Below are 21,501 nucleotides of genomic sequence, written 5' to 3'. Positions count from 1 at the left end.
TTTGCTGCTACAAGTGGGACATCCCAGTTTCTTGAGCAACTATGGAAGATAGATTATCTGTTATAGCATCCCTCTGAATAACTATTTTGCCTCTCTTATTCCGGGTGTCGTAATATTTATGAGCTTCGGCTACACCTTGGCGGGTAAAGGGGAATACGTTGTCTACATGTATATCGAGCTTATTCGTCTGAATCCATTGGATAAACGCTTCCCAGTCGTTAGCATTGGGGCTGATCAAGGCAAACTGGGCATCAATTCCACGGATGAGAGGTTGCGTCGCAATCACCGGATTTACAAGGGAAATGAACGTTCCATTATTCTTTAATATGCTGTAATTTTTCAGTTCTGTTGCTCCGATTCCCGTGACTTTATCGACAACCGGGTCACGAACCATATCCAGCACGACATCAACAGGACTCAAAGTCTCAGCAAAGTCGGTTGTTGTATAATCAATCACTTCGTCGGCACCGAGCTGAAGAACAAATGAATGATTATGGGCCCGAGCTGTGGTGATCACATAAGCGCCGTGTTGTTTGGCTAATTGTATGGCGATGTGTCCTACGCCACCTGCACCGGCGTGGATCAGAATACGCTGTCCCGGCTGCAGTTTGCCATAGTGAAATAAGGCTTGCCAGGCCGTCATGCCGGACGCAGAGACCGAAGCAGCTTCTGTATCGGAAAGGGACTGCGTTATCACAGCAAGATCGCATTCTTCCACAGCGACATGTTCGGCGTAACCACCGCCTGTACGAGACACCGCAATAACGCGATCCCCGATTTGTGCACGCGTAACCTTACTCCCTGTGGCCACGACGATTCCGGTTATATCGACTCCAAGAACATGAGGGAATTGGACGGGCATGAAATGCCGGAATGCTCCGGTTCTGATCAGTTGATCCGCTGAGGATACGGTGGTTGCCCTCATCTCCACGAGCACCTGTGTATCACTAATATGTGGTATATCGCGCTCCTGCTCCGCAAAAACTTCTGAGCCTCCATAATTCTCTATCACTACTGTTTTCATCATAGGCCTCCATTCGGTATTGCTGGCTGTCAGTTGATTTGTTTCCAGCCGTTCAATATAATGATCGTACTTATAATGGGATTGGACGACAATTGTTAAAACAGTGGAATGTGTATAATATTGAACACAATCCACTGTTTTGTTCAATCTCAGATCCGATAATAAAAGGAGTAAGTATGGACAGAAGAATACAAAAATCACGTGAATCGATTATAGAGGCCTTTATTCAACTGCTGTCCGAAAAAAATTTCGAGCAAATCACGATTAATCAAATTGCAGAGCGAGCCAATGTAAGTCGCGGAACGGTTTATTTGCATTTTATGGACAAGTTTGATTTGTTGGATCAGTGTATAAAATCCCATTTGGTGAAACTGATCGAGAGCAGTCTCTTCTGCGGAGTCACTGGCATATTTCCTTCCAAAGAAGCTCTGCTGCACAGTTTTCGGTATCTGAAAGAGCATGCCCTATTCTATGGTGCAGTGTTGGCTGATCAAAGTGTCCCGGAATTTCGAACTCGCTTGCAGGCTGCTCTGTTGAGAGGACTGGATAAACAAATCGACATGAGTGGCATCAATCAGGGAAGGAACAAGGAGATTATGCTTCAATTCCTTGCTTCCGCGCTGGCTGGCATGATTGAATGGTGGATTACCTCAGCCGAACCGTACTCCACAGAAGAATTGGTTGATGAATTATGGATTCTGATGGAACGCAATCAAATGACACCTGTGCCTCACGTATAGAGGAGAGTTGCTGGGGCTTACTGATTGTTGTGTTCGGTTGATAGATAGTTATCTTCCCAAAAAAGAAAGAGCAGGAATGAAGGCTGTGGCCCTTATTCCTGCTCTTTTCATGTCATGCCGTTTACTTCGTTACACTGCTCAGCTTGAATGAGCCGTCGGTGAGCTTGTTCGTATTGGCAAAGTCCACGCCAGGTTTATTCGTTTCCGGATCAATGATCGCAATCGCAATATCATAGGTTCCGGCAGCAAGACTGGAGACTGGAATGGAGTCGGTCAGGGTGTAGGTACCCGTTTTCCACGTGGTCAGATTAACGGTTGTTGTTTTCTTGGCGACCACGGTATTGCCGCTGCGCAGTTGAATTTCAACCGGCCAGGCAAATGGGAAGTGCTGTACGCCTTTGTTTTCTACTTTGATCGTTGTCGTAAACGTGCTTCCGCTAATGGTGGAGGGATGCGAGATTTCCTTCACGACAAAGTGATAACCCATTCTTTTTTTGAGTGCATCAATGTTGGCCTGTAACGCATGATTCAGAGGAAGCGAGGCAGGGGAATTTGGTCCCAGCCAGCTTGGTTTGCTGAGCTCCGTTTGACGCAACGTTTCCGTAAATCCGCTACCCGTGGTTAATGCTGCAAGCATGCCAGAAGCGCCCCCGTAAAATTCGCCGCCGGAGATGCGTGTCTCCCAGAAGTTCGCATGTGCTGGTTGCTGCTGGCCGATGTCATCCCAATAGCCATTCTGTGTGCCTGTGTACCAGCCCCAATCGGCATCGAAGCTGTCTTTATGTCCAAACACATCGTTGAACATGCCCATGACCATGCCTTTGTTATTGGTTTTGGCAAGGGCAATACTGCGCCGGATCAGAACTTGCATTTTGTCCTCTTTGCCGGCAAAGGCATCGATATAATGCTGAACGTACTTGTTTGAAATATCATTGGTAGGGAAAGCACCTGTGTAATTGGTCTCGCCATTCGGTCCGACATACGGCCAAGTATGGAACTCGCCCCAGTGTCCGAGAGAACCGATCTGGATAAAAGCGACGGGGCGATCATTGGTGTTGTACCTTGCCGCAATGGCCTCGATGGCTAATTTGTGCCGATCTTGCAGATAGGTGGAGTTGTAGTTGGGAGAGAAGCCCATGTTGTTGCCTGTACCCATGCCTCCAGTTGTATCGTTGTAAGCTGTTCCGGGTGATTCTCCGCGGGCAATCATGTCATTGTAGAGCCAGTCTGGAATATCCCGATGAGCCTGTCCTGTAGGGCTGTCCAGAATGAAGCGAAATACCACTTTGACGCCTTTACTTTTCCAGTAGGCTAAATTGTTGGCAGCCTCAATCGCGCTAAAATCATACGTGCCTTTGGTAGATTCGAGTTCCTTCCAGGTTACTCCGGCATATACGAGCTTGTGCGGTTGTGCATAAGTCGTGCTCTTGGCCGAAGGCGCCCAGCCTTTGAACGGATTGTTAAGTGGGCTGTCCAGCTCAACGGGATTCACGACGGTGTTCCCTGTCCCGCCACCCGATCCAGCCGAGGTCAGAAGGTAAGCAGGCAGCGTTTGTCCCGCCGCAGGTAGTCTCGACGTATCCGAGCTATTGTCGATATACCCAACTCGTACCGTGCTGCCTGCATTAATTTGCAATGTAGCGAGAGGGATTACAACCTCAATGACGGAAGCACTGCGATAGAATTGGGAAGTGGTTAATGTGCTGTTAGAATTCCAGCTCCAGTCAGTACCGCTGCCTCCATAGCGGTATAACCCCGTGTTTTCAAGTAGCTACTCCACACCTGTAGCTCCCCAGCCCGCAGCTTGGTAGCCGGTTGCAGTATTGTTATCGGTATTGATCCAGAAGTTGCCCATCGCCGTACTCAGACCCGAACCCTGAACGAGTAGGTAGAGGTTGGTTCCATCATTGGTTACTTTGAGCGTCTGGGCTGTGCCGCTATTGGTTGCGAGAGCACTAACGCTACTCCAGTCGCTGACATTGCCATCAATGGTGATGGTCGCAGCAGAAGCTTTTGGTAAGGCCCCCGCGGGCAATAGCAGGGTAATCATGAGGACAAAAGCCAAAAACAGTCCAAGGCTCCGCTTGCTTCTATCAAATAATCTTGTCATGGTATACCTCCTGAATAATGAATTTTAAATGATAACTCGTTCTTCCCACCCCGCTTGTCTTCATAAGGGAGAGTTTAGGAAAGTTCAACTCCTTTCAGATCCGCATATGCGGCGTAATAATGACGTTTTATGTAAGAGTCATGGTAGTAAGTGAGAAATAAACAACTAAAAAGATCATATTTCGGTTTGCGGCAAATATAAGATATGTTTTTATATCTGGAGTTCCGCGTCTAAATTGCATTATAGGTGATGAATAAAGGAGATTCAACAGGTTTTTTTCCAGGATTTATTGATTTTTCTATTGAAAATAGGAGTGTGTCATTGGATTTTGAACATAATTTATTATGATTATGTTTTAACTTTTGCCGCAAATAAAAATGAATTCACATTAAAGTATATGATAATAAAATAAAAATGTAAACGCTTAATTTGTGATGAATAAAGAGTTATACTGTTTAGTAGTATGTAAAATAAAACGCAAATATGTTGCCGCAAAATAATTAAGAATTTAGCCAAAATTAATTGACAAGCAACTAAAACTATTTTACTATCGTTACATAGTCACCATCCTGTTAGATTTCTTAACATCGAATTGGCTTCATGGCATTTGCCGCAAATTTATGAGCAACGGAGAGTGTAAGCATGGGGAAGATAAAAATGGCTTTTATCGGTGTAGGAGACATGGGGTCACATCATTGCATTGGTTTTGATTTGCTTGAAGATAGTGAGGTTCGTTATATCTGTGACATGAATGAGGCTAATGTGGCACGTACGATGTCTGAACTCAAGAACAGTAACCCCACAATCGTAAGCGATTATCGTGAACTGCTCACCAAGGAAGATTTGGATGCGGTGGTCATCAGTGTGCCGAACTATTTGCATCGTGAAGTGGCGGTAGCTTTTCTGGAAGCTGGCAAGCATGTATTTCTGGAGAAGCCGGTCGCCCATACCATTGAGGATTGCGATGCCATTATAGAAGCTGCTGAAGCATCGGGACGGATTTTACAGATCGGACTGGTCTATCGTTATTCGAATTTATATCGTCGGATGGAAAAGGAATTGGAGAACGGACGTCTTGGCGACGTGAAATTAATGTGGTGCAAGGAATTCCGTGACCCGTTCCCGCCTGCGGATTGGTTCTATGACAAGACCAAGTCTGGGGGAGCGATTGTAGAAAAGGATTGTCATCACTTCGATATTTTTAACTGGATGATTCAGGCGAAGCCAGTCCGTGTGTTTGCCTCTGGAGGGCAGCATGTCATGAAGCAAGGGGAGCCTAATCAGATTCAAAATTCATACAGTCACTATCCGACGAAAGAAATTTCGGACACCTCCATCGTCGATCACGCCTTTATCACCATTGATTATGATAACGGCAGCAAAGCAAATTTGGGTCTATGCATGTATTTGAAACCGCGCAATCTGATGGGAGAAGGGCTTGAGATCGGCCTGATTGGAGAGAATGGCGGTCAGATGGTGGCACGGAATGACAAGACGATTGATATCGTTGGCGGGCAGGACTGGACGAAAGACCACTTGGAAATTGATGTGTCGTCGGATTCCATCATGGGTGGACATACCGGAGGACAGACCCAGCGCATTGATTTTCTGAAATGTATAGAGGAAGGCAGACAGCCTTTTGCGAGTGCGCAGGTTGGTCGTAACGCGTTGCTTATTGCCCTGGCGGCAGAGAAATCCATTTTGGAAGAACGATATGTCTATTTAGAAGAAATTTCAGGCTGAGGGGTGTCATCATGAATAGGTTGAGAAAATATGACACACTGCTGTTTTTTCTCTTCATTTTGCCTTGGATCATCGGATTTATTACCTTTTTCCTGTTTCCTTTCGGAACCTCGGTCTTCTACGCCTTTACGGATGCAAGGCTTCCGGGAGCAACCAACTTCAACTTTGTCGGCATTGATAATTTTACACACATGATGGATGATCCGATCTTTTTGAAAAGCTTGATGAACACGATGTTTTTCGTTGTATTCGGTGTTCCGATCGTTACGGCGGGTATGCTCGTTCTGGCGATGCTGCTTAATTTTAATGTCAAAGGCATTGCCTTGTTCCGCACCTTCTTCTACTTGCCTACCCTGGTGCCCATTGTGGCAACGGTCATTATCTGGCGGCTGGTATTCAACTCCGAATTTGGCATCCTGAACGCCGGACTTGGCGCGCTTGGTATAGGCAAAGTGGACTGGATTGGCGGCGAACATACGATCAAGCCGGTCATCATCATGCTTCAAGTCTGGATCTCAGGCAGTGGGGTACTGATCTTCCTGGCTGCACTGAAAAATGTACCCAGACATTTGTATGAAGCTGCTGCAATTGACGGGGCAAGCGGAATTCGCCGATTTTTCCAAATTACACTGCCGATGATCAGTCCTTCCATCCTGTTTGTCATCATTATTCAGACGATGTATAACTTTCAGATGTTTACAGAAGCACTGCTGCTATCCAAAGGTGGACCGAACTACTCCGCCTATACATTTGTCTACAACATTTATAAATCGGCCTTTACCGATCTGAAATTCAGCATGGCGATGACGCAATCGATATTCTTGTTCGCTGTGATCTCGCTTGTCACCCTGATCCTGATGAAAGTATCGAACCGCTTTGTGTATTACGAGGGAGAACGATAGGAGGAGAGTTACATGAACAGCCGAAAAATAGCGGTAAAAGCATCCCAATATACAATGCTGATCGTAGCATTAATGCTGTTCGCAGGGCCTCTTGTATGGATGCTCTCGACCATGCTGAAAACCAAAGCGGAAACCTACAAGGTTCCTCCAACGATTCTGCCGGATACATTCAGTCTGGAAGCCTTTGAACGGTTATTCGCCGTACAGCCGATGATGTGGCAGTGGATCCAAAACTCATTTATCATTTCCTTTTTTGTTGCAGCGGGAGCGGTGGTGTCCAGTTCACTTGTCGCTTACGGTTTCTCCCGTTTTGCAACCAAATATCGGAATATTCTGTTCCCGGTTGTGCTGGTTACCTTGATGATTCCTCCATCCATTATGATGATTCCCTCGTACGTCCTTTTTTCCAAGCTGAACTGGATTGACACCTGGTTGCCGCTCATTGTGCCAGCCTGGCTCGGAGGAGCCTATTATATCTTCCTGTTCCGACAGTTTTTCATGACTATTCCCCAGGAGCTGGACGAGGCTACATATCTCGACGGAGGCAATCGCTGGACGGTATACGCACGAGTCATTATGCCGCTGTCCAAACCAATTATTATGACGACCATTATTTTTGCCTTTGTGAATTCTTGGCTCGATTTTCTGGGGCCGTTTCTGTATATCAAAAACCCAGAGATGTTCACGCTGAGTGTTGGCTTGCAGCTGCTGATTGGTCAGACGAGTCAGGATTTGCCTGCGCTTGCTGCGGGTGCATTTATCAGTATTGTGCCTATCGGTCTGCTATATCTGTTTGCACAACGTTATATCGTCGAGGGGGTGGTGCTTACGGGCACCAAAGGGTAGAGTGGCTGCCTGCTGCTTTCCAGTTTTCGGGTGAACAGGACTTATTGATATGACTTAAAGGGGAGCTGTGTATATGAGAGCGAAAAGTAAACGGCTATTCAATGTATGGGCACTTGTACTTGCGACAATGGTGGTGATCAGTGGATGTGGAAATGGGGGATCGTCCGAAAACGCCGACTCTTCTGGTTCCGGCAGCAGCCAGAGTGAACCTGTAACGATCACATACTCCCAGTGGGGGACGGCAGAAGAGCTTCATCGTACACAGGAACTGCTGGATCAGTTCATGAAGGCGAATACCGATATTAAGGTCAAGTTAGAAGGCAAGGATTGGGGCAGCTATTGGGATGGACTGACAGCGAATGCAGCGGGTGGCACGCTTCCGGACGTGTTCAAAACCAGTTACGCGTATGTCGAAAAGTATGCCGAGCTCGGCATTTTTAAGGAATTGGATGGCTTATTGGCTGAAAATCAGTTTGATCTGAACAACGTGGACAAAAGTCTTCTGGGACTTCACCAGTATCAGGGCAAACAAGTATCCTTGCCGATCGATGCCAACGTCATCGTATGGTATTACAACAAAGCTATCTTTGAGAATGAAGCCACCAATCCTCATAAAGCTCCCGTTCCATCGCTTGAGCCAACATGGGATGAAATTACCGACATTGCAACCAAGCTAACGCTGGATAAGAACGGGAAAAGCGCAGACGAAGCGGGTTTTGATGCCGGTAACATCGTGCAGTGGGGCTTGTCCATTTCGCCAGGATCAACGATGGATTGGTTCCTGGAGCCAGAGCTGTGGTCCAACGGAGCGAAGCTGGTGAATGACGATGGTTCCCTTGCGCTTGAGACACCCGAAGCGATGGAAGTGCTGAACTATTTTATCGATTTGACCAAAAACAAAAAGATCAACACCACACCTGCACAGATTGAAGGCTTGGGTGGACAGGTGAATCTTGCGATTACTACATCTAAAGTAGCGATGAATCCGGGTGGCAGTTGGAATACAACCAACTACCAGGAGGCTGGTGTGGATTACGGCATCTCTTATTTGCCGAAATTCAAAACCAACCAGACTGTTGTTCAGCCAGCAGGTCTTGCAATCAGCTCCAATACTAAGCATGAAGAGGCGGCCTACAAGCTGCTCGCTTGGCTAGCAGGTCCGGAAGGACAGACAGAACTGGCGAAGCAGGGATATTCCATTCCGGCTAACAAGGCCGCAGCGGATGCCTATATTGCTACTGTAGGCGAGGATAATAAAATCTTCCTGGATGCGCAGCAGTATGGCATTGTATCTCCCTTTACAACCAAGAAAACCGATCTGGTCTGGACGTATGGTGAGCAATCACTCAAACTTCCACTTGCCGGAGATGGTGATCTGAACGCAGCGCTTAAGGATTTGGCCTCCAAGATGCAATAAGCAGATAAAGAGGCGGCAAAGCTTCATACGTTTTCTTAAAAGGATTAAAATTGCGGCAGTTATGGGGGAAAGCAAGCTCCCTGACTGCCGCTATTATTTTATAGAAGACTGCGTCTGTGCACCATTTCATTGACTTCTGACGAGTAGAAATATAGAATTATATTTGCCGCAAATTTGTGTTATCTGGGATGAAATTGCCCCAATACGAATGGGGTTTAAATACATAGTTAGAGAAAAGGTGGGGGACTTCACATGGCTAAATTGAAGGATATTGCAGACCGTGTTGGTGTATCGATTTCTACCGTTTCACGTGTGATGAAGAACGATGTCAATCGCTCGGTCAGCGATGAAACCCGCAAAAAGATCTGGGATACGGCCGAGGAGTTGGGCTATCGTTCACAGCGTCCAGCCAAGAAAAAGAAGATTGAACCTAAAACGGCTTATGCAATTGGTTGTGTGGTCGCCATTCCGCAGAACAAATACAACAGCCCTTATTTTTCAGTCATTATGGAAGGCATTGAGAAACAGCTTGGCGAAGCGGGCATGCGGCTGGAATTTGTGTACAGCATCGAGAACGACGGAGATATCGTGCAGCTGCAGTCTCTGGTGAAGGAACATCGAATTGACGGCATGATTGTCGTGGAACGGATTGATCCGGAAGCCTATCGCTGGCTCAAGGCCAATGTACGAACCGTTGTAGGTGTGGATATTACGGACCCGGACATTCCAGTCGTCGGTTACGATCGTGAAGAGGCAGCCAGAGAGGCCACGAATCATCTGATTGCCCAAGGGCATCGAATCATTGCTTATATAGGAGGAGCAGAATTCAAGAATGATTTTCTTGAGGAAAAACGTTATCTTGGTTATCGACGTGCAATGACTGATGCGGGATTACCTATTGATGATGACTGGGTGATTGATGTGAAATGGGATGTTTCGCTGAGTTACGAATTCACCAAGCAGGCATTTACCAACAATGCGAACAGGCCTACCGCCATTTTTGCAGCCAGTGACATGATGGCGATTGCGGCCATGCGGGCTGCAACCGAACAGGGACTCCGCATTCCGGAGGATATCGCCTTTTTTGGTGTAGATAATATTGAGATATCCGAATTCACCTCTCCGCCGTTATCGACCATTCATGTACCTAAGCTGGAGATGGGCATGTTCGCGGTTAAACTGCTGCTCGATTATCTGGATCATCCGTATGAAGTCGCTGTCAAAATGATCGTTCCGTATCGCTGTATATTTCGCCAGTCTTCCAATGGCAAAATATAATAGCTATCAACAAAAGAGTTCCCGTGTCCAGGGTTGGACGAAGGGAACTCTTTTTTACTAAAAAGGGCTGTTGATATACCAGTTGATGCAGGTTCCCTCATATAATTCGCAATACTAATATTTTTTTGCTAACCTTGATCAATAAAAAGAGAGTGAAAATTAATAAAGCTGAGGGGCTATGTTATGCCAAAAAACGATAATATGCTGGCAATTCTATGGATGCTGAATTCTGGCACCAAAATAACTGCAAAACAAATATCTGAAAAGTTAGAAATAAATATAAGGACCGTTTATCGATATATTGATGCATTATGTGCCAGTGGAGTACCTATAATTTCAGATGCAGGTCATAATGGCGGGTATAGCTTACTGAATAATTTTATCACAGCACCTCTGTTATTTGATATTGAAGAGAAAAAAGCGCTTCTTCAAGCTGCTGTTTATGCAAAAGAATCGGGATACCCTTTGAGTGAGGCGTTAGACCATGCGACATCAAAATTGAAAATGTATTCGAATCAGGAACAAGAAAGTATACTTAGTCGTCATTTAGCCGGATTTGATGTTATCAACCGCAAGGGGGATCCTTCCATTCAGCCTGTGTTGGTGGAATTAGAGCAGGCTGTGGCAAACGATTTCTCTGTAGAAATCGATTATCGCGCAAGACATAAAGAACAACCTGAGAATAGGGTGATCGATCCCTATGGAATGGTTTACTGGAACAATAAGTGGTATACAATTGCATTTTGCCATCTGAGGAATGAGATCCGCAGCTTTCGGGCAGAACGGATTCTACAAATCAAGCGGACTCAACTTAAATTTAAGCGTTCTGAAGCTTTCTCAGCTCGTGAATTTTTTATGAATAATTTATTACCTGATGTAGTGGGCAAGGATGGATTAATTCAGTTAATTATCGCAGGAAGGTCAGAGGCATTGGATGACTTATGCCTGCATTGGTTTATGGGACACCATCTGAAAGAGCGGACTTCAAATCAAGCCATCTTTTTACTTGAGGAAAAATCACTTCATACCTATGTCCCGTATTTTCTCCTATCCTACGGGAAATCCATTCAAGTCATCGAACCACCGAGTTTGAAGGACAAACTTGTTGCGGTTGTGTCTGAATTAATGGAATACTATCAACTTTAATAACTACACTGACAGTAGATGTCAGTGTAGTTATTTTATAATGATGACAATCATGGATTACCGAGATGGATATTGGGTATCACTTGATCAATTGTAAAGAAGGAGTGCAAACGAAACTGAACTCGGAATGATTGCAGCTGTCTAATGAAGTTATAAGCATAGAATCAATATATTAAGATCATTTAAAGGTGGAGTAAACATGACTGAAAACACAAAATACACTGCAATATCAGGTGATTATACAAAGAACGGTACTCCTAATGGCGTTACATCTATTACCCCGTTTATAACAGTGAAGGATCCTACTGAAGCAATAAAGTTCTATAAAAATGTTTTCAATGCAAGGGTAAAGGACATTACTGAACATTCTGATGGAAACGGAAATCGAATGATTGTTCATGCGGAATTAGATTTTGGAAATGGTTTTTTACAGCTAGGAGCAGCGAATCCAGCATATCAGTTGGCTCTGCCGCCAGATGAAGAAAATGCATGTTATTCTTTGGGGATTTACGTCATTAATGTTGATAAAGTAATTGAGAACGCAGTATCAAGAGGAGCCAAAGTAAGAGAGTCGATTATAAACTTTGCTTCGGGTGATCGATTCGGAAGTATAGTAGATCCTTTTGGGGTATGGTGGTCCATTCTGACTCGAATTGAGGATTTGTCGGAAGAAGAAAGTAGTCGCAGGGTCGCTGAATGGGCGAAAAGCTTTAGTGCAGAATGATAATCAATAAAAAAATGAATCAAATAATTGATAGAAGATATAAAAAAAACGGTCGTCTTTCGCTTATCGGGCTAAAGATGACCGTTTTTTCACAGCATTCTGGACAACTTCCGGTATTCCCGGGGTGAAATGCCTTCATATTTGCGGAACATGCGGCTGAAATAATGAATGTCCGGGTAACCACATTGTACACCCACAGCCTCAATGGAAAAATCGGTTTCCCGTAGCAGCTTGCGTGCCTCGCTCAGGCGGATGGATTGAATATATTCGTTGGGCGGCATGCCCGCCATCTGTTTGAACAATTTGGCCATGTGATCCACACTCAGGTTCAATTGTTTGGCGATGCTCGAATTGGTCCAGGGGTCGGATGGGGCGACCTCTATACGTTTCATAAGTTCGAGCAGTTTATCTCCGTGCACCGAATCATGGCGTGGCGAACTTCGCCAGGATGAACGTAGCAGGTGGGTTAATAGTTGTAGCATCAAGGCTTTACATACTAGTTCATATCCCGGTGGGCGCATGGTAAATTCATGAACCAATTGCTCCATAAGCTGCACGGAAGCTGGAGAAGGGGTATACACCGGGTTGAAAGATAGTGGCGTCATGCCCTCTGCACACGCTTCCACTGCGAATTTATGATGCTGAACCGTCTCTTCGTTCACAACCATGTCTGCCTCAGTCTGAATGGTCAATTCGTTGAAGAAATCAAAATGAATGCCAATAAAACGTGCTTCCGGGCTGGAAACCACTTCATTCTGGTGATAAACCCCGGCAGGTAGCATGATGAGCTGACCTGCCTTCAAAATATGATGTTTATCGTTCATATAAGTTGCAGCTTCACCTTGAGAGACGTACAGAAGTTCAAAATCATACAGACGCCGCTTGGCCAGCTTGCCGGGAGGGAGGCTCTGGAACTGAGCATAATGCACGTTGGGAGACCATTCCTTGTAAGTGGAGGTTCGTTGCAGAGGATATACCGATTGTTGGAGAGACATGAACCCCATCCCTTTCTCAATGAGATTGGACAAAAATATATCTAGTTAAAACTGAACGGAATTGTGCAAATAATCTCTTTATCTCCTAAATAAATGATCACGTAAGTTATTTATAATATATGTATTATCACATGTTATTACGAGAGAGACAACATCACGGATTAAGCTAAAAAGGAGAGGATTAAGATGCGCTCTCTCCCTATGGAACGGAGCACGAGTTATTGCTGCGAACCACTCAGTTCAGTTGCACAGAGTGGATTCCCCACGGCTGCGGATTGGGAACGGTGTGTTCCAGTGAAACTGGTGGACACGGTAACAGGCAGACCACCTCTTCAGTCCACGGAGGTCCGTTTTGGATGGAGCCCCGAATTCCTGCATATTCGCTTTCTATGCCAGGATGATCACGTCCTATCTGATTTCACGGAAAGGGATCAGCCATTGTATGAGCAGGATGTGGTTGAACTGTTCATTGATGAACAGGGAGATGGCAGGAACTACATGGAGCTGGAGGTCAGTCCGCACAATGTGGTGTTTGATGCACTCATCCACAATAACGGAGACAGTTCCGAATTGAAAGCTGATGTAACCTGGCAGATGGAAGGTTTGCAAACGGCTGTAGAAGTGGATTGCCAGGGCAATCGGGTGTATTTGATTCACATTCCCGCTAGTAACTTTAAGTTTCCCTTAACCAAAGGGTTATGTTGGAGGGTCAACGTTTACCGAATTGACGAGAATGTGCAAGGAGAACGGGAGTATCAGGCATGGCAGCCTACTGGCGCTGTAAACTTTCATTTGCCTGCCCGATTTGGTCATTTTCGATTGGGATAGTCATGCACTGCTGAAGAACAGGCTTTTAAATTTTGAAGGAGGGTATTCGGATGAAAAAAGGGATTAATATATGGTCGTTTCCGGGAGATGCCTCAATCGCGGATTGTATTCAGACGGCGAAGCAAGCTGGCTTTGAGGGAATTGAACTTTCGCTTAATGGAGAAGGGGAGCTGAGTCTGTCTGCCACGGATCAGGAGGTTCGTGATATTCAGGGGCGCCTCGAAGAAGCCGGACTTGAGATCGCGGGACTTGCAACCGGATTGTACTGGGATTACCCGATGACGAGCGCTCGTCCGGAGATTCGCACGAAAGCACTGGATGTGTGTAAAAAACAGCTGGAGCTTGCCTCGGCATTTGGTGTGGATACCATTCTGGTCATTCCGGGTGCAGTTGGTGTGGATTTTATTCCAGACAGTGAAGTGACGGATTATGAGGTCGCCTATGAACGGGCGCAAGAAGCCATTGCGCATCTGCTGCCGTATGCGGAACGTGCCGGCGTATCGATTGGCATTGAGAACGTATGGAACAAATTTCTGGTGTCGCCGCTAGAGCTGCGTACCTTTATTGATTCATTTAACTCCAATTATATAGGTTCGTATTTTGATGTGGGCAATGTGGTACAGAACGGTTACCCGGAGCAGTGGGTTCGCATTCTCGGTCATCGGATCAAAAAGGTTCATTTCAAGGATTACCGCCGTCAAGCGGGAGGACTTCACGGGTTTGTGGATCTGCTGGCTGGAGATGTGAATTATCCGGCGGTGATGGAGGCATTGCAAGCTATTGGTTACGACAACTACGTGACGGCCGAGATGATTCCGCCATACACTCATCATTCGAAGCAGATCATATTCAACACATCCAAAGCGATGGATGCCATTCTTGGACGTTCTCAGGAATAGAAGATACAGCTAACTGTTTATGCGAATACAACTTTTATTTGGGAGGTAGAAACATGTTAAAAGTGGGATTGATCGGTTTTGGGTTTATGGGACGTATGCATTTTGATAATTATGTGCGCCTTGCTTCCGAAGGAGAGCCCGTGGAATTGGTAGCCATCTGCGATCTGAAAATAGAGGAACTTAAGAACGGTAAAGCAGCCGGCAATATGGCGACAGAGCAAGAGGTATATGATCTCACACCTTATCGTTTGTACGACAACATCGACGCAATGCTGGAGCAAGAGGAGCTGGATATCATTGATATTACGCTGCCGACACCATTACATGCTGAACTAACGTGTTCCTTGCTGGAGAAAGGCATGCATGTGCTGTGCGAGAAGCCGGTTGCGCGTCATTCGGCGGAAGGCTGGAAGATGGCAGAGACCGCTAAAGCGACCGGAAAAACACTGATGATTGGTCAATGTTTACGCTTCTGGCCAGCCTATAGCTACCTGAAATCTGTTGTAGAAGATGGTCGTTACGGAGCGGTAAACGCAGGTTATTTCTTCCGGGGTTCAGGTTTGCCTCAAGAGTGGTTCCTGGATGGGGAGAAAAGCGGTGGCTGCATATTAGATATGCACATCCATGATGCGGATATTATTCACTGGCTGTTTGGCAAACCGGATCATGTATCTACGCTGGCTCGCAACGTCATTCCGGGAAGTGGCTATGATACGGTGTCCACCAATTATGTGTATCCTGATGGAAAAGTGCTAAATGCTCAGGCAGACTGGACGCTGCAAGGAGATTACGGTTTCTCGATGACGTATCGCGTTAATTTGGAGAAGGGCAATCTAGTCTTTGAGAATGGTGAGCTAAAAGTAAATCCGAATAATGCTCCCGGCTTCGTCGCTGAACTGTCACCCGACTCGGGATATTATCACCAACTCAAATATTTTATCCAATCTGTTCAAGCAGGTACGCCTGTATCTGTATGTACACCGGAGAGCGCAACGGGCACGCTTGAGTTAATTGAAGCCGAGATGCGCTCGGCGGATGAGCGTGGGGCATTGGTTTCATTATAGTAGAAAGAGCAGAACCTGTGATGCAGGTTCTGCTCTTTGCATTTCTGAAGTAGTACGACTTAGGGTAATGATTTTACTTCTTTCAATTACAGTAATTACTCACACGATCCAACAACCCGCCAGTTATTCGCCTGCTCCACGGTCAGTGGTTGATGCCTGCGAATATAATCCTCCACCAGTGCCGCCATATCGGTGGCGCCTTCGTGAAGTACCTTTTTGCCTGGATACATCGCATAATCACCGCCACCTGCTGCGCGATAACTGTTCATCACTACAGAATACGTCGCGTCCATTGCAACAGGTATGCCCTCACGTTCCAGCTTCACCACACGACTTCCCACAGGCTTGGAGATATCCAGCTCATATTCAATGCCTGCCCACATGTCGTAATTATAATGTTGTGGTTTCGGCTGCATGTAAGCGGGATTGACGATAACTTCGCCCGAAGCCTCCACTTCAAAGTAACGCGCCGTTTGCTCTAATGCATCCCGAATGTCCTGACCACGAAGCTCCAGCACCGTCAGTGTGTTGGGATAGATAAAATTGGACAAGACATCCCGAACAGTAATGAGGGAACCGAAACCGCGAGCTTCTTCACTGAGCAATGCCGTATTGGAGATTTGAGCACCTGTTGCTTCCATCTGCACCTGATGTACAAAAGCAATGAAGGGATGCGCCGCAAGCCGCAATGCGGCAGGATCGGTGATGGACAAGTCTCCGGCCACCTCGCCAATCGGCTGGTCCAGCCATGCCTGTGCTTTTTCTTCCAACTCGTCCGTCAGTCTCATAACAGCCCCATCGGGCTGTACATCACTATTTTCGTCCAAAAGCAACAAGCGAGCCTGTTTTCCTGCAATCTGCCACTTCCCATTCGATAACCGGTCCAACTCAACGGATACATGACCCACACCGTTTCCACTAAATCCAGGCTGAACCACGGTCACACCATGTATTTCAGCGGTAAGCTGACGGTGTTGATGTCCGGTAAGAAGAACGTCAATCCCATCAATGTCACGGCAGATGGCGTACGCCTGATTCTCCCCGGTTAACCGCTCGGCAGGTTCACCTGTCTCCAGATCACTCTCAAAACCACCATGATAACTGACCACGAGCACATCTGGTTGTTCATGTTCACGAATATAGCCAACCCATGCGCGAATGGTCTCCAAAGCATCAAGGAAATGTAATCCTTCTATATTCTTCGGATGCTCCCAGTTTGGGATATAGTGTGTCGTTGCACCCAGCAAAGCGATTTTGACGCCTGAAGACAAGGTTTTGATCAGATACGGAGGACCGAAGGCGGGTATGCCTGCACCTGAGGGTGCAACGGGCCGTGTTTCTTTTTCAGAATTCCCTCCATATGAATGGGTTACGATCGTGTCATCCTGATAAGTTTTGTACGACGACTGATCGTCGGCGTTGTGATTATCGAGCAACTTTTCATAATCTTCCTTATGATGTTCCACAACAATATTGGCGGATAGCCAAGGGAAATGGGAGTCTTCAACTGCTTTACGCAGCAAATCCAGTCCGTAGTTGAATTCATGGTTGCCCATCACGGCAGCATCATAGCACAGTTCATTCAGAACATTAATGAAGGGATGCACTTCATGATCTGAAACAAAGGACGCAGCATACGAGGCCAAAGGAGAACCCTGCAACAGATCACCGTTATCCACAAGCAGCAGTTCAGGTGAACGTTCTCGTTCACGCCGGATCAGCGAAGCGAGCAAAGCAAGTCCGGCTGGACGATAGGCATTGGTATTGTAATGTATGGGACGAATGGCCCCATGAAGGTCACTGGTTACCATGATGTCGAAGCTTGACGTAGTTGTTATGGATGTCATTTTTACAATCTCCTCTAACTATATAAGTTTAAACATAGTAAATTACAGGCGGAGTACAAAGGAATTCACCGATTCTACTAGTATCATCAACTGTAATGAGGCTATTCTAACAGATCAAAGCCACTCTGACAGCCTGACAGGAAACTTTACAAAACTCCAAATTTCGTTTCACATCGCGCAAATATTCGAAGACTATAGTAGACAAGTAATGAAAAATAGAAACTCTTTGGAGGGTGTTCGCTTGAAGAAGTCTGCTTTATTTTTACCATTGTTGATTTTGGTTCTGTTTCTAAGTGCTTGTGGGTCTAACAGTAGTACAACAGGTTCGGCTAACGGGGCAGATACGAGTTCAAATGCTTCCGGTACTGACACGGCAGAGACAGAAAAAGCCGCTGAAGGTTATGTGCCGACTGAGCTGACTGTACAATTCGTTCCATCACAAAATGCAGATACTCTCGAAGCCAAAGCAAAACCGCTTGAGAAGCTGCTGGGTGACAAATTGGGTATCCCGGTGAAGGTTAGCGTATCCACAGACTACAACACAATTATTGAAGCAATGGCTTCCAATAAAGTGGACGTAGGTTTCCTGCCTCCGACGGCTTATGTACTTGCCAAAGAAAAAGGCGCAGCTGAAGTTATTCTTCAGGCACAACGTTTTGGTGTAAATGATGAGACTGGCGCTCCTACCGAGCAACTGGCAGATTCGTATAAATCCATGATTATTGTGAAGAAAGATTCACCGATCCAATCCGTTGAGGATCTGAAAGGCAAAAAAATCGCCTACCAAAACGTAACTTCTTCTGCAGGTTATGTATGGCCGGCAGCCCTGTTGTTGGACAGAGGCATTGACCCTTTGAAAGATGTACAGGCAATCACGGTTAAAGGCCATGACCAAGGCGTGCTGGCAGTGCTGAACGGCGACGTTGATGCCGCAGCGATTTTCCAGGATGCTCGTAACACTGTAGCGAAAGACTATCCGACTGTATTTGAAGATACACGTGTACTGGCGTTCACTGAGCCGATTCCTAACGATACCATCACAGTACGTACAGACATGAATGCAGATTGGACAGCGAAGATCAAACAAGCGTTCATCGACATCGGTAAAGATCCACAAGGTCACGAAATCATCAAAGAAATCTACACACACGAAGGTTATGTAGAGTCTGATGACAGTAAGTTTGATATCGTTCGTCAATACAACGAAAAAGTAAAAACCGAGTAGTTTTCTGTTAAAAGAAAGATAGTTAATGATCGTATTGCATTGCTTATCTTTTCATTGGATAACTTCATCGTATTAGCGGGCAGGCCAGTTCAGCGTGACATACGCTGCGCTGGCTTGTCCCATTACAGCGTGACCCTGCGAAATACCATATTAATGAAAGAAGGATTACTGCCATGATTGAGCTTCACAATGTAACGAAAACATACGCTAACGGCACCAAGGGCCTGAATAATATTAATCTGAAATTTAAACAGGGAGAGTTTATTGCCGTAGTAGGTTTGTCTGGTGCGGGGAAATCGACGCTTCTGCGTTCCATTAACCGACTTCATGATATCAGTGAAGGGGAGATTTTGATTAATGGCAAGTCGATTACGAAAGCCCATGGCAAGTCACTTCGCATGATTCGTCGGGATATCGGCATGATCTTCCAGAGCTTCAATCTCGTAAAACGTTCCAGTGTGCTTCGCAACGTGCTTGCTGGACGTGTGGGATATCATTCCACAATGCGTACCATTTTGGGTCGTTTTCCAAAAGAGGATACCGAACTTGCATTTGGAGCACTGGAGCGGGTGAATATTGCCGAGAAAGCCTATTCCCGTGCGGATCAATTGTCCGGTGGTCAACAGCAACGGGTAGCCATAGCTCGCGTACTAGCACAGGAAGCCAAAATCATTCTGGCAGACGAGCCTGTCGCTTCACTCGATCCGCTGACAACGAAACAGGTTATGGATGATCTGAAACGCATTAATCAGGATCTCGGCATTACAACCATCGTTAACCTTCACTTTATTGACCTGGCCAGAGAGTATGCTACCCGTATTGTGGGATTGCGTGCGGGCGAAGTGGTGTTTGATGGTCCGGTATCCGAAGCAACGGATGAGCGTTTTGCAGAAATTTATGGCAGACCTATTCTGGCAGACGAGCTGCTGGATAAACAGGCTGTACAGGAACAGCGGGGAGAAGTTCTGGTATGAAGCAACCCGTAAACGTATCGATAGATGGATCATTGCAGAACGAATCAGGGAAGGGCAAGCGTCCTGGCACAGGCTCAGGTTCGACTATCCACCGTCCCAAACCACCTGGGCGCACCAAACATCTGCTCACGTTGGTCATCATTCTGCTGCTTTTGTGGGCAAGTGCCAAACAGACTGATGCCAGCTTCAGCGAACTGATTGAAGGTTTCCCGAACATGCTGGATCTGCTGAAGGAGATGTTTCCTCCGCGCTGGACATACTTTGATAATATCGTTCAGGGCATGCTGGAGACTATTCGAATGGCTCTGATTGGTACAACGATTGGTGCGATCATCGCGATTCCGGTCTCCATCATCTGTGCAGGCAACTTGATGCCCAGCCGCTGGATCTACTATCCGGCCCGCTTTGTACTGAACCTGATTCGTACCGTGCCAGATCTGTTGCTGGCGGCACTGTTCGTTGCTGTGTTTGGACTGGGACCGATTCCTGGTATCTTGGCACTTGCTGTCTTCTCGGTGGGACTGATTGCCAAGCTGACTTACGAAACGCTGGAAACGATTGATCAGGGACCGCTTGAAGCGATGACCGCTGTCGGCATGAACCGGATTCAGCTGATTATTTATGGCGTGGTGCCACAACTGGCTGCCCAGTTTACTTCCTATGTGTTGTATGCCTTTGAGATTAATGTGCGTGCCGCTGCGATTCTCGGATTAGTCGGTGCAGGGGGTATCGGACTGTATTATGAAGCAACTCTTGGATTCCTGGAATATGACAAAACGAGTGTGATCATTCTGTTTACCCTTGTCATTGTTCTGATCATTGATTACGTAAGTACTAAGCTGCGGGAGAAATTGTTATGATGAAAAATGAAACGAGCGTAATCCGGCGCAAACCACGGAAGAACCCGCTTCGCTGGGTCATTGTAATCTTGCTTATACTTGTGTACGCTTGGGCACTTGCCGGTATACCGTTTACCGGTTTTAAGGAAACCGCCGGCCAGATCATGAAGGCGATTATCGCCGGGATTTTCTCCCCGGATTGGGACTTTGTTTATCTGCCTGAGGGAGAGGATTTGCTGCGAGGATTGCTGGATACGCTGGCGATCTCGGTGCTGGGTACCGTCATTTCCGCTGTACTGTGTATTCCATTTGCTTTCTGGTCTGCCAGAAATATGAGCCGCTTACGTGGGATATCGGGTACAGGAAAAATGGTCCTGAGCTTCATTCGGACCTTTCCTGAGATCATCATGGCTTTGCTATTCATCAAAGCGGTAGGACCAGGTTCTTTTGCGGGTGTACTTGCACTTGGACTGCATTCCATCGGGATGCTTGGTAAACTATTCGCTGACGAAGTAGAAAATATTGATTATGGTCCTTCTGAAGCGTTGCTCGCTTCCGGAGCGACTCGTATGCAGCAGCTGTGGTTTGCTGTACTGCCACAGGTTTTGCCTGGATTCCTTAATTACACGTTGTATCGGTTCGAGATTAATGTGCGCTCCGCAACCATTCTGGGGGTGATCGGGGCAGGGGGAATCGGTACACCGCTGATCTTCGCACTCAGCACACGGAACTGGCCGCGAGTAGGGATCATCTTACTGGGTATTATCGTGATGATTACGATCATTGATCTGATCTCGGGATACATCCGCAAGAAGCTGGTGTAAAGAAGAAAGGGTAAAGTTTGTTTGCTAATAAAGACGAATAAAATAAAAAACATGATGGATATGTTTCAATTCATTG

At 46.3% G+C, this 21,501-nt stretch carries 20 protein-coding genes; 15 read left to right on the top strand and 5 right to left on the bottom strand.

Annotated features, from left to right (window positions below):
- Positions 1-7: 7 nt before the first annotated feature.
- The gene (locus AMS66_RS28850; protein WP_236703667.1) at positions 8-1,027 is read right to left on the bottom strand and encodes an NADP-dependent oxidoreductase; all 1,020 of its coding nucleotides are present in this window, start codon (positions 1,025-1,027) and stop codon (positions 8-10) included.
- A 173-nt stretch (positions 1,028-1,200) separates the two neighbouring features.
- On the opposite strand from AMS66_RS28850, the gene AMS66_RS28845 reads away from it, so the two are divergent.
- A complete protein-coding gene (locus AMS66_RS28845; protein WP_053784048.1) occupies positions 1,201-1,764 on the top strand; it encodes a TetR/AcrR family transcriptional regulator in 564 nt (187 codons plus the stop codon).
- 121 nt (positions 1,765-1,885) lie between these two features.
- Here AMS66_RS28845 and AMS66_RS28840 read toward each other — a convergent pair whose 3' ends face one another.
- The gene (locus AMS66_RS28840; protein WP_053784047.1) at positions 1,886-3,400 is read right to left on the bottom strand and encodes a DUF4832 domain-containing protein; all 1,515 of its coding nucleotides are present in this window, start codon (positions 3,398-3,400) and stop codon (positions 1,886-1,888) included.
- 135 nt (positions 3,401-3,535) lie between these two features.
- Positions 3,536-3,874, bottom strand: coding sequence for a hypothetical protein (locus AMS66_RS34210; protein WP_053784046.1), 339 nt, complete (start codon positions 3,872-3,874; stop codon positions 3,536-3,538).
- Between the two features lie 642 nt (positions 3,875-4,516).
- Here AMS66_RS34210 and AMS66_RS28830 point away from each other — a divergent pair.
- The 7 genes from AMS66_RS28830 (at position 4,517) to AMS66_RS28800 (ending at position 11,930) form a co-directional block, all read left to right on the top strand.
- The gene (locus AMS66_RS28830; RefSeq protein WP_053784045.1) at positions 4,517-5,617 is read left to right on the top strand and encodes a Gfo/Idh/MocA family protein; all 1,101 of its coding nucleotides are present in this window, start codon (positions 4,517-4,519) and stop codon (positions 5,615-5,617) included.
- Positions 5,618-5,628: 11 nt separating this feature from the next.
- Positions 5,629-6,519 carry a carbohydrate ABC transporter permease gene (locus AMS66_RS28825; RefSeq protein ID WP_053784044.1) on the top strand — a complete coding sequence of 297 codons (891 nt, stop codon included), beginning with the start codon at positions 5,629-5,631 and terminating at the stop codon, positions 6,517-6,519.
- A gap of 12 nt (positions 6,520-6,531) precedes the next feature.
- Positions 6,532-7,365, top strand: a complete 834-nt coding sequence (locus tag AMS66_RS28820; RefSeq protein ID WP_053784043.1) for a carbohydrate ABC transporter permease — start codon at positions 6,532-6,534, stop codon at positions 7,363-7,365.
- Positions 7,366-7,438: 73 nt separating this feature from the next.
- Complete coding sequence (locus tag AMS66_RS28815; protein ID WP_053784042.1) at positions 7,439-8,782, top strand: ABC transporter substrate-binding protein; 1,344 nt, start codon at positions 7,439-7,441, stop codon at positions 8,780-8,782.
- A gap of 252 nt (positions 8,783-9,034) precedes the next feature.
- A complete protein-coding gene (locus AMS66_RS28810) occupies positions 9,035-10,060 on the top strand; it encodes a LacI family DNA-binding transcriptional regulator (protein ID WP_053784041.1) in 1,026 nt (341 codons plus the stop codon).
- A 183-nt stretch (positions 10,061-10,243) separates the two neighbouring features.
- The gene (locus tag AMS66_RS28805; protein ID WP_053784040.1) at positions 10,244-11,206 is read left to right on the top strand and encodes a helix-turn-helix transcriptional regulator; all 963 of its coding nucleotides are present in this window, start codon (positions 10,244-10,246) and stop codon (positions 11,204-11,206) included.
- Positions 11,207-11,405: 199 nt separating this feature from the next.
- Positions 11,406-11,930 (top strand): VOC family protein, encoded by a 525-nt coding sequence (locus tag AMS66_RS28800; protein WP_053784039.1) that lies wholly within the window; start codon positions 11,406-11,408, stop codon positions 11,928-11,930.
- Positions 11,931-12,019: 89 nt separating this feature from the next.
- On the opposite strand, the gene AMS66_RS28795 is transcribed toward AMS66_RS28800, so the two are convergent.
- The gene (locus AMS66_RS28795; RefSeq protein ID WP_053784038.1) at positions 12,020-12,925 is read right to left on the bottom strand and encodes a helix-turn-helix transcriptional regulator; all 906 of its coding nucleotides are present in this window, start codon (positions 12,923-12,925) and stop codon (positions 12,020-12,022) included.
- Between the two features lie 201 nt (positions 12,926-13,126).
- Between AMS66_RS28795 and AMS66_RS28790 the strand changes: the two genes are divergently transcribed.
- Genes AMS66_RS28790 through AMS66_RS28780 form a run of 3 tightly spaced genes read left to right on the top strand, consistent with a single transcriptional unit; the run spans position 13,127 to position 15,716 of the window.
- A complete protein-coding gene (locus tag AMS66_RS28790) occupies positions 13,127-13,753 on the top strand; it encodes a carbohydrate-binding family 9-like protein (protein ID WP_053784172.1) in 627 nt (208 codons plus the stop codon).
- A gap of 50 nt (positions 13,754-13,803) precedes the next feature.
- On the top strand, positions 13,804-14,652 hold the full coding sequence (locus AMS66_RS28785) for a sugar phosphate isomerase/epimerase family protein (protein WP_053784037.1): 849 nt from the start codon (positions 13,804-13,806) through the stop codon (positions 14,650-14,652).
- A gap of 53 nt (positions 14,653-14,705) precedes the next feature.
- Positions 14,706-15,716: a Gfo/Idh/MocA family protein gene (locus tag AMS66_RS28780; RefSeq protein ID WP_053784036.1), complete on the top strand. Its 1,011-nt coding sequence runs from the start codon at positions 14,706-14,708 to the stop codon at positions 15,714-15,716.
- A 95-nt stretch (positions 15,717-15,811) separates the two neighbouring features.
- Here the strand turns inward: AMS66_RS28780 and AMS66_RS28775 are convergent, their stop codons facing one another.
- On the bottom strand, positions 15,812-17,563 hold the full coding sequence (locus AMS66_RS28775; protein ID WP_053784035.1) for a bifunctional metallophosphatase/5'-nucleotidase: 1,752 nt from the start codon (positions 17,561-17,563) through the stop codon (positions 15,812-15,814).
- A 208-nt stretch (positions 17,564-17,771) separates the two neighbouring features.
- On the opposite strand from AMS66_RS28775, the gene AMS66_RS28770 reads away from it, so the two are divergent.
- The 4 genes from AMS66_RS28770 (at position 17,772) to phnE (AMS66_RS28755) (ending at position 21,425) form a co-directional block, all read left to right on the top strand.
- Positions 17,772-18,788: a phosphate/phosphite/phosphonate ABC transporter substrate-binding protein gene (locus AMS66_RS28770; protein WP_407944585.1), complete on the top strand. Its 1,017-nt coding sequence runs from the start codon at positions 17,772-17,774 to the stop codon at positions 18,786-18,788.
- Between the two features lie 173 nt (positions 18,789-18,961).
- Entirely contained in the window at positions 18,962-19,762 is an 801-nt protein-coding gene (gene phnC, locus AMS66_RS28765; RefSeq protein WP_024628881.1) for a phosphonate ABC transporter ATP-binding protein, read from the top strand.
- Positions 19,759-20,622: a phosphonate ABC transporter, permease protein PhnE gene (phnE, locus tag AMS66_RS28760; protein ID WP_236703666.1), complete on the top strand. Its 864-nt coding sequence runs from the start codon at positions 19,759-19,761 to the stop codon at positions 20,620-20,622. The genes phnC and phnE (AMS66_RS28760) overlap by 4 nt, the downstream gene beginning before the upstream one ends.
- Positions 20,619-21,425: a phosphonate ABC transporter, permease protein PhnE gene (phnE, locus tag AMS66_RS28755; RefSeq protein ID WP_053784033.1), complete on the top strand. Its 807-nt coding sequence runs from the start codon at positions 20,619-20,621 to the stop codon at positions 21,423-21,425. The genes phnE (AMS66_RS28760) and phnE (AMS66_RS28755) overlap by 4 nt, the downstream gene beginning before the upstream one ends.
- The last annotated feature ends 76 nt before the right edge of the window (positions 21,426-21,501 follow it).

Origin of the sequence: Paenibacillus xylanivorans (assembly GCF_001280595.1) — a bacterium.
Lineage (GTDB): Bacteria > Bacillota > Bacilli > Paenibacillales > Paenibacillaceae > Paenibacillus > Paenibacillus xylanivorans.
Note: the sequence above shows the minus strand (reverse complement) of the source record. Positions and strands in the feature narration are given on the sequence as shown.

Bases quoted from the DNA above. Each gene is read 5' to 3' on its own strand.
- AMS66_RS28850 (WP_236703667.1), bottom strand. From the start codon at position 1,027: ATGATGAAAACAGTAGTGATAGAGAATTATGGAGGCTCAGAAGTTTTT.
- AMS66_RS28845 (WP_053784048.1), top strand. From the start codon at position 1,201: ATGGACAGAAGAATACAAAAATCACGTGAATCGATTATAGAGGCCTTT.
- AMS66_RS34210 (WP_053784046.1), bottom strand. From the start codon at position 3,874: ATGACAAGATTATTTGATAGAAGCAAGCGGAGCCTTGGACTGTTTTTG.
- AMS66_RS28830 (WP_053784045.1), top strand. From the start codon at position 4,517: ATGGGGAAGATAAAAATGGCTTTTATCGGTGTAGGAGACATGGGGTCA.
- AMS66_RS28825 (WP_053784044.1), top strand. From the start codon at position 5,629: ATGAATAGGTTGAGAAAATATGACACACTGCTGTTTTTTCTCTTCATT.
- AMS66_RS28820 (WP_053784043.1), top strand. From the start codon at position 6,532: ATGAACAGCCGAAAAATAGCGGTAAAAGCATCCCAATATACAATGCTG.
- AMS66_RS28815 (WP_053784042.1), top strand. From the start codon at position 7,439: ATGAGAGCGAAAAGTAAACGGCTATTCAATGTATGGGCACTTGTACTT.
- AMS66_RS28810 (WP_053784041.1), top strand. From the start codon at position 9,035: ATGGCTAAATTGAAGGATATTGCAGACCGTGTTGGTGTATCGATTTCT.
- AMS66_RS28805 (WP_053784040.1), top strand. From the start codon at position 10,244: ATGCCAAAAAACGATAATATGCTGGCAATTCTATGGATGCTGAATTCT.
- AMS66_RS28800 (WP_053784039.1), top strand. From the start codon at position 11,406: ATGACTGAAAACACAAAATACACTGCAATATCAGGTGATTATACAAAG.
- AMS66_RS28795 (WP_053784038.1), bottom strand. From the start codon at position 12,925: ATGTCTCTCCAACAATCGGTATATCCTCTGCAACGAACCTCCACTTAC.
- AMS66_RS28790 (WP_053784172.1), top strand. From the start codon at position 13,127: ATGGAACGGAGCACGAGTTATTGCTGCGAACCACTCAGTTCAGTTGCA.
- AMS66_RS28785 (WP_053784037.1), top strand. From the start codon at position 13,804: ATGAAAAAAGGGATTAATATATGGTCGTTTCCGGGAGATGCCTCAATC.
- AMS66_RS28780 (WP_053784036.1), top strand. From the start codon at position 14,706: ATGTTAAAAGTGGGATTGATCGGTTTTGGGTTTATGGGACGTATGCAT.
- AMS66_RS28775 (WP_053784035.1), bottom strand. From the start codon at position 17,563: ATGACATCCATAACAACTACGTCAAGCTTCGACATCATGGTAACCAGT.
- AMS66_RS28770 (WP_407944585.1), top strand. From the start codon at position 17,772: ATGAAAAATAGAAACTCTTTGGAGGGTGTTCGCTTGAAGAAGTCTGCT.
- phnC (WP_024628881.1), top strand. From the start codon at position 18,962: ATGATTGAGCTTCACAATGTAACGAAAACATACGCTAACGGCACCAAG.
- phnE (WP_236703666.1), top strand. From the start codon at position 19,759: ATGAAGCAACCCGTAAACGTATCGATAGATGGATCATTGCAGAACGAA.
- phnE (WP_053784033.1), top strand. From the start codon at position 20,619: ATGATGAAAAATGAAACGAGCGTAATCCGGCGCAAACCACGGAAGAAC.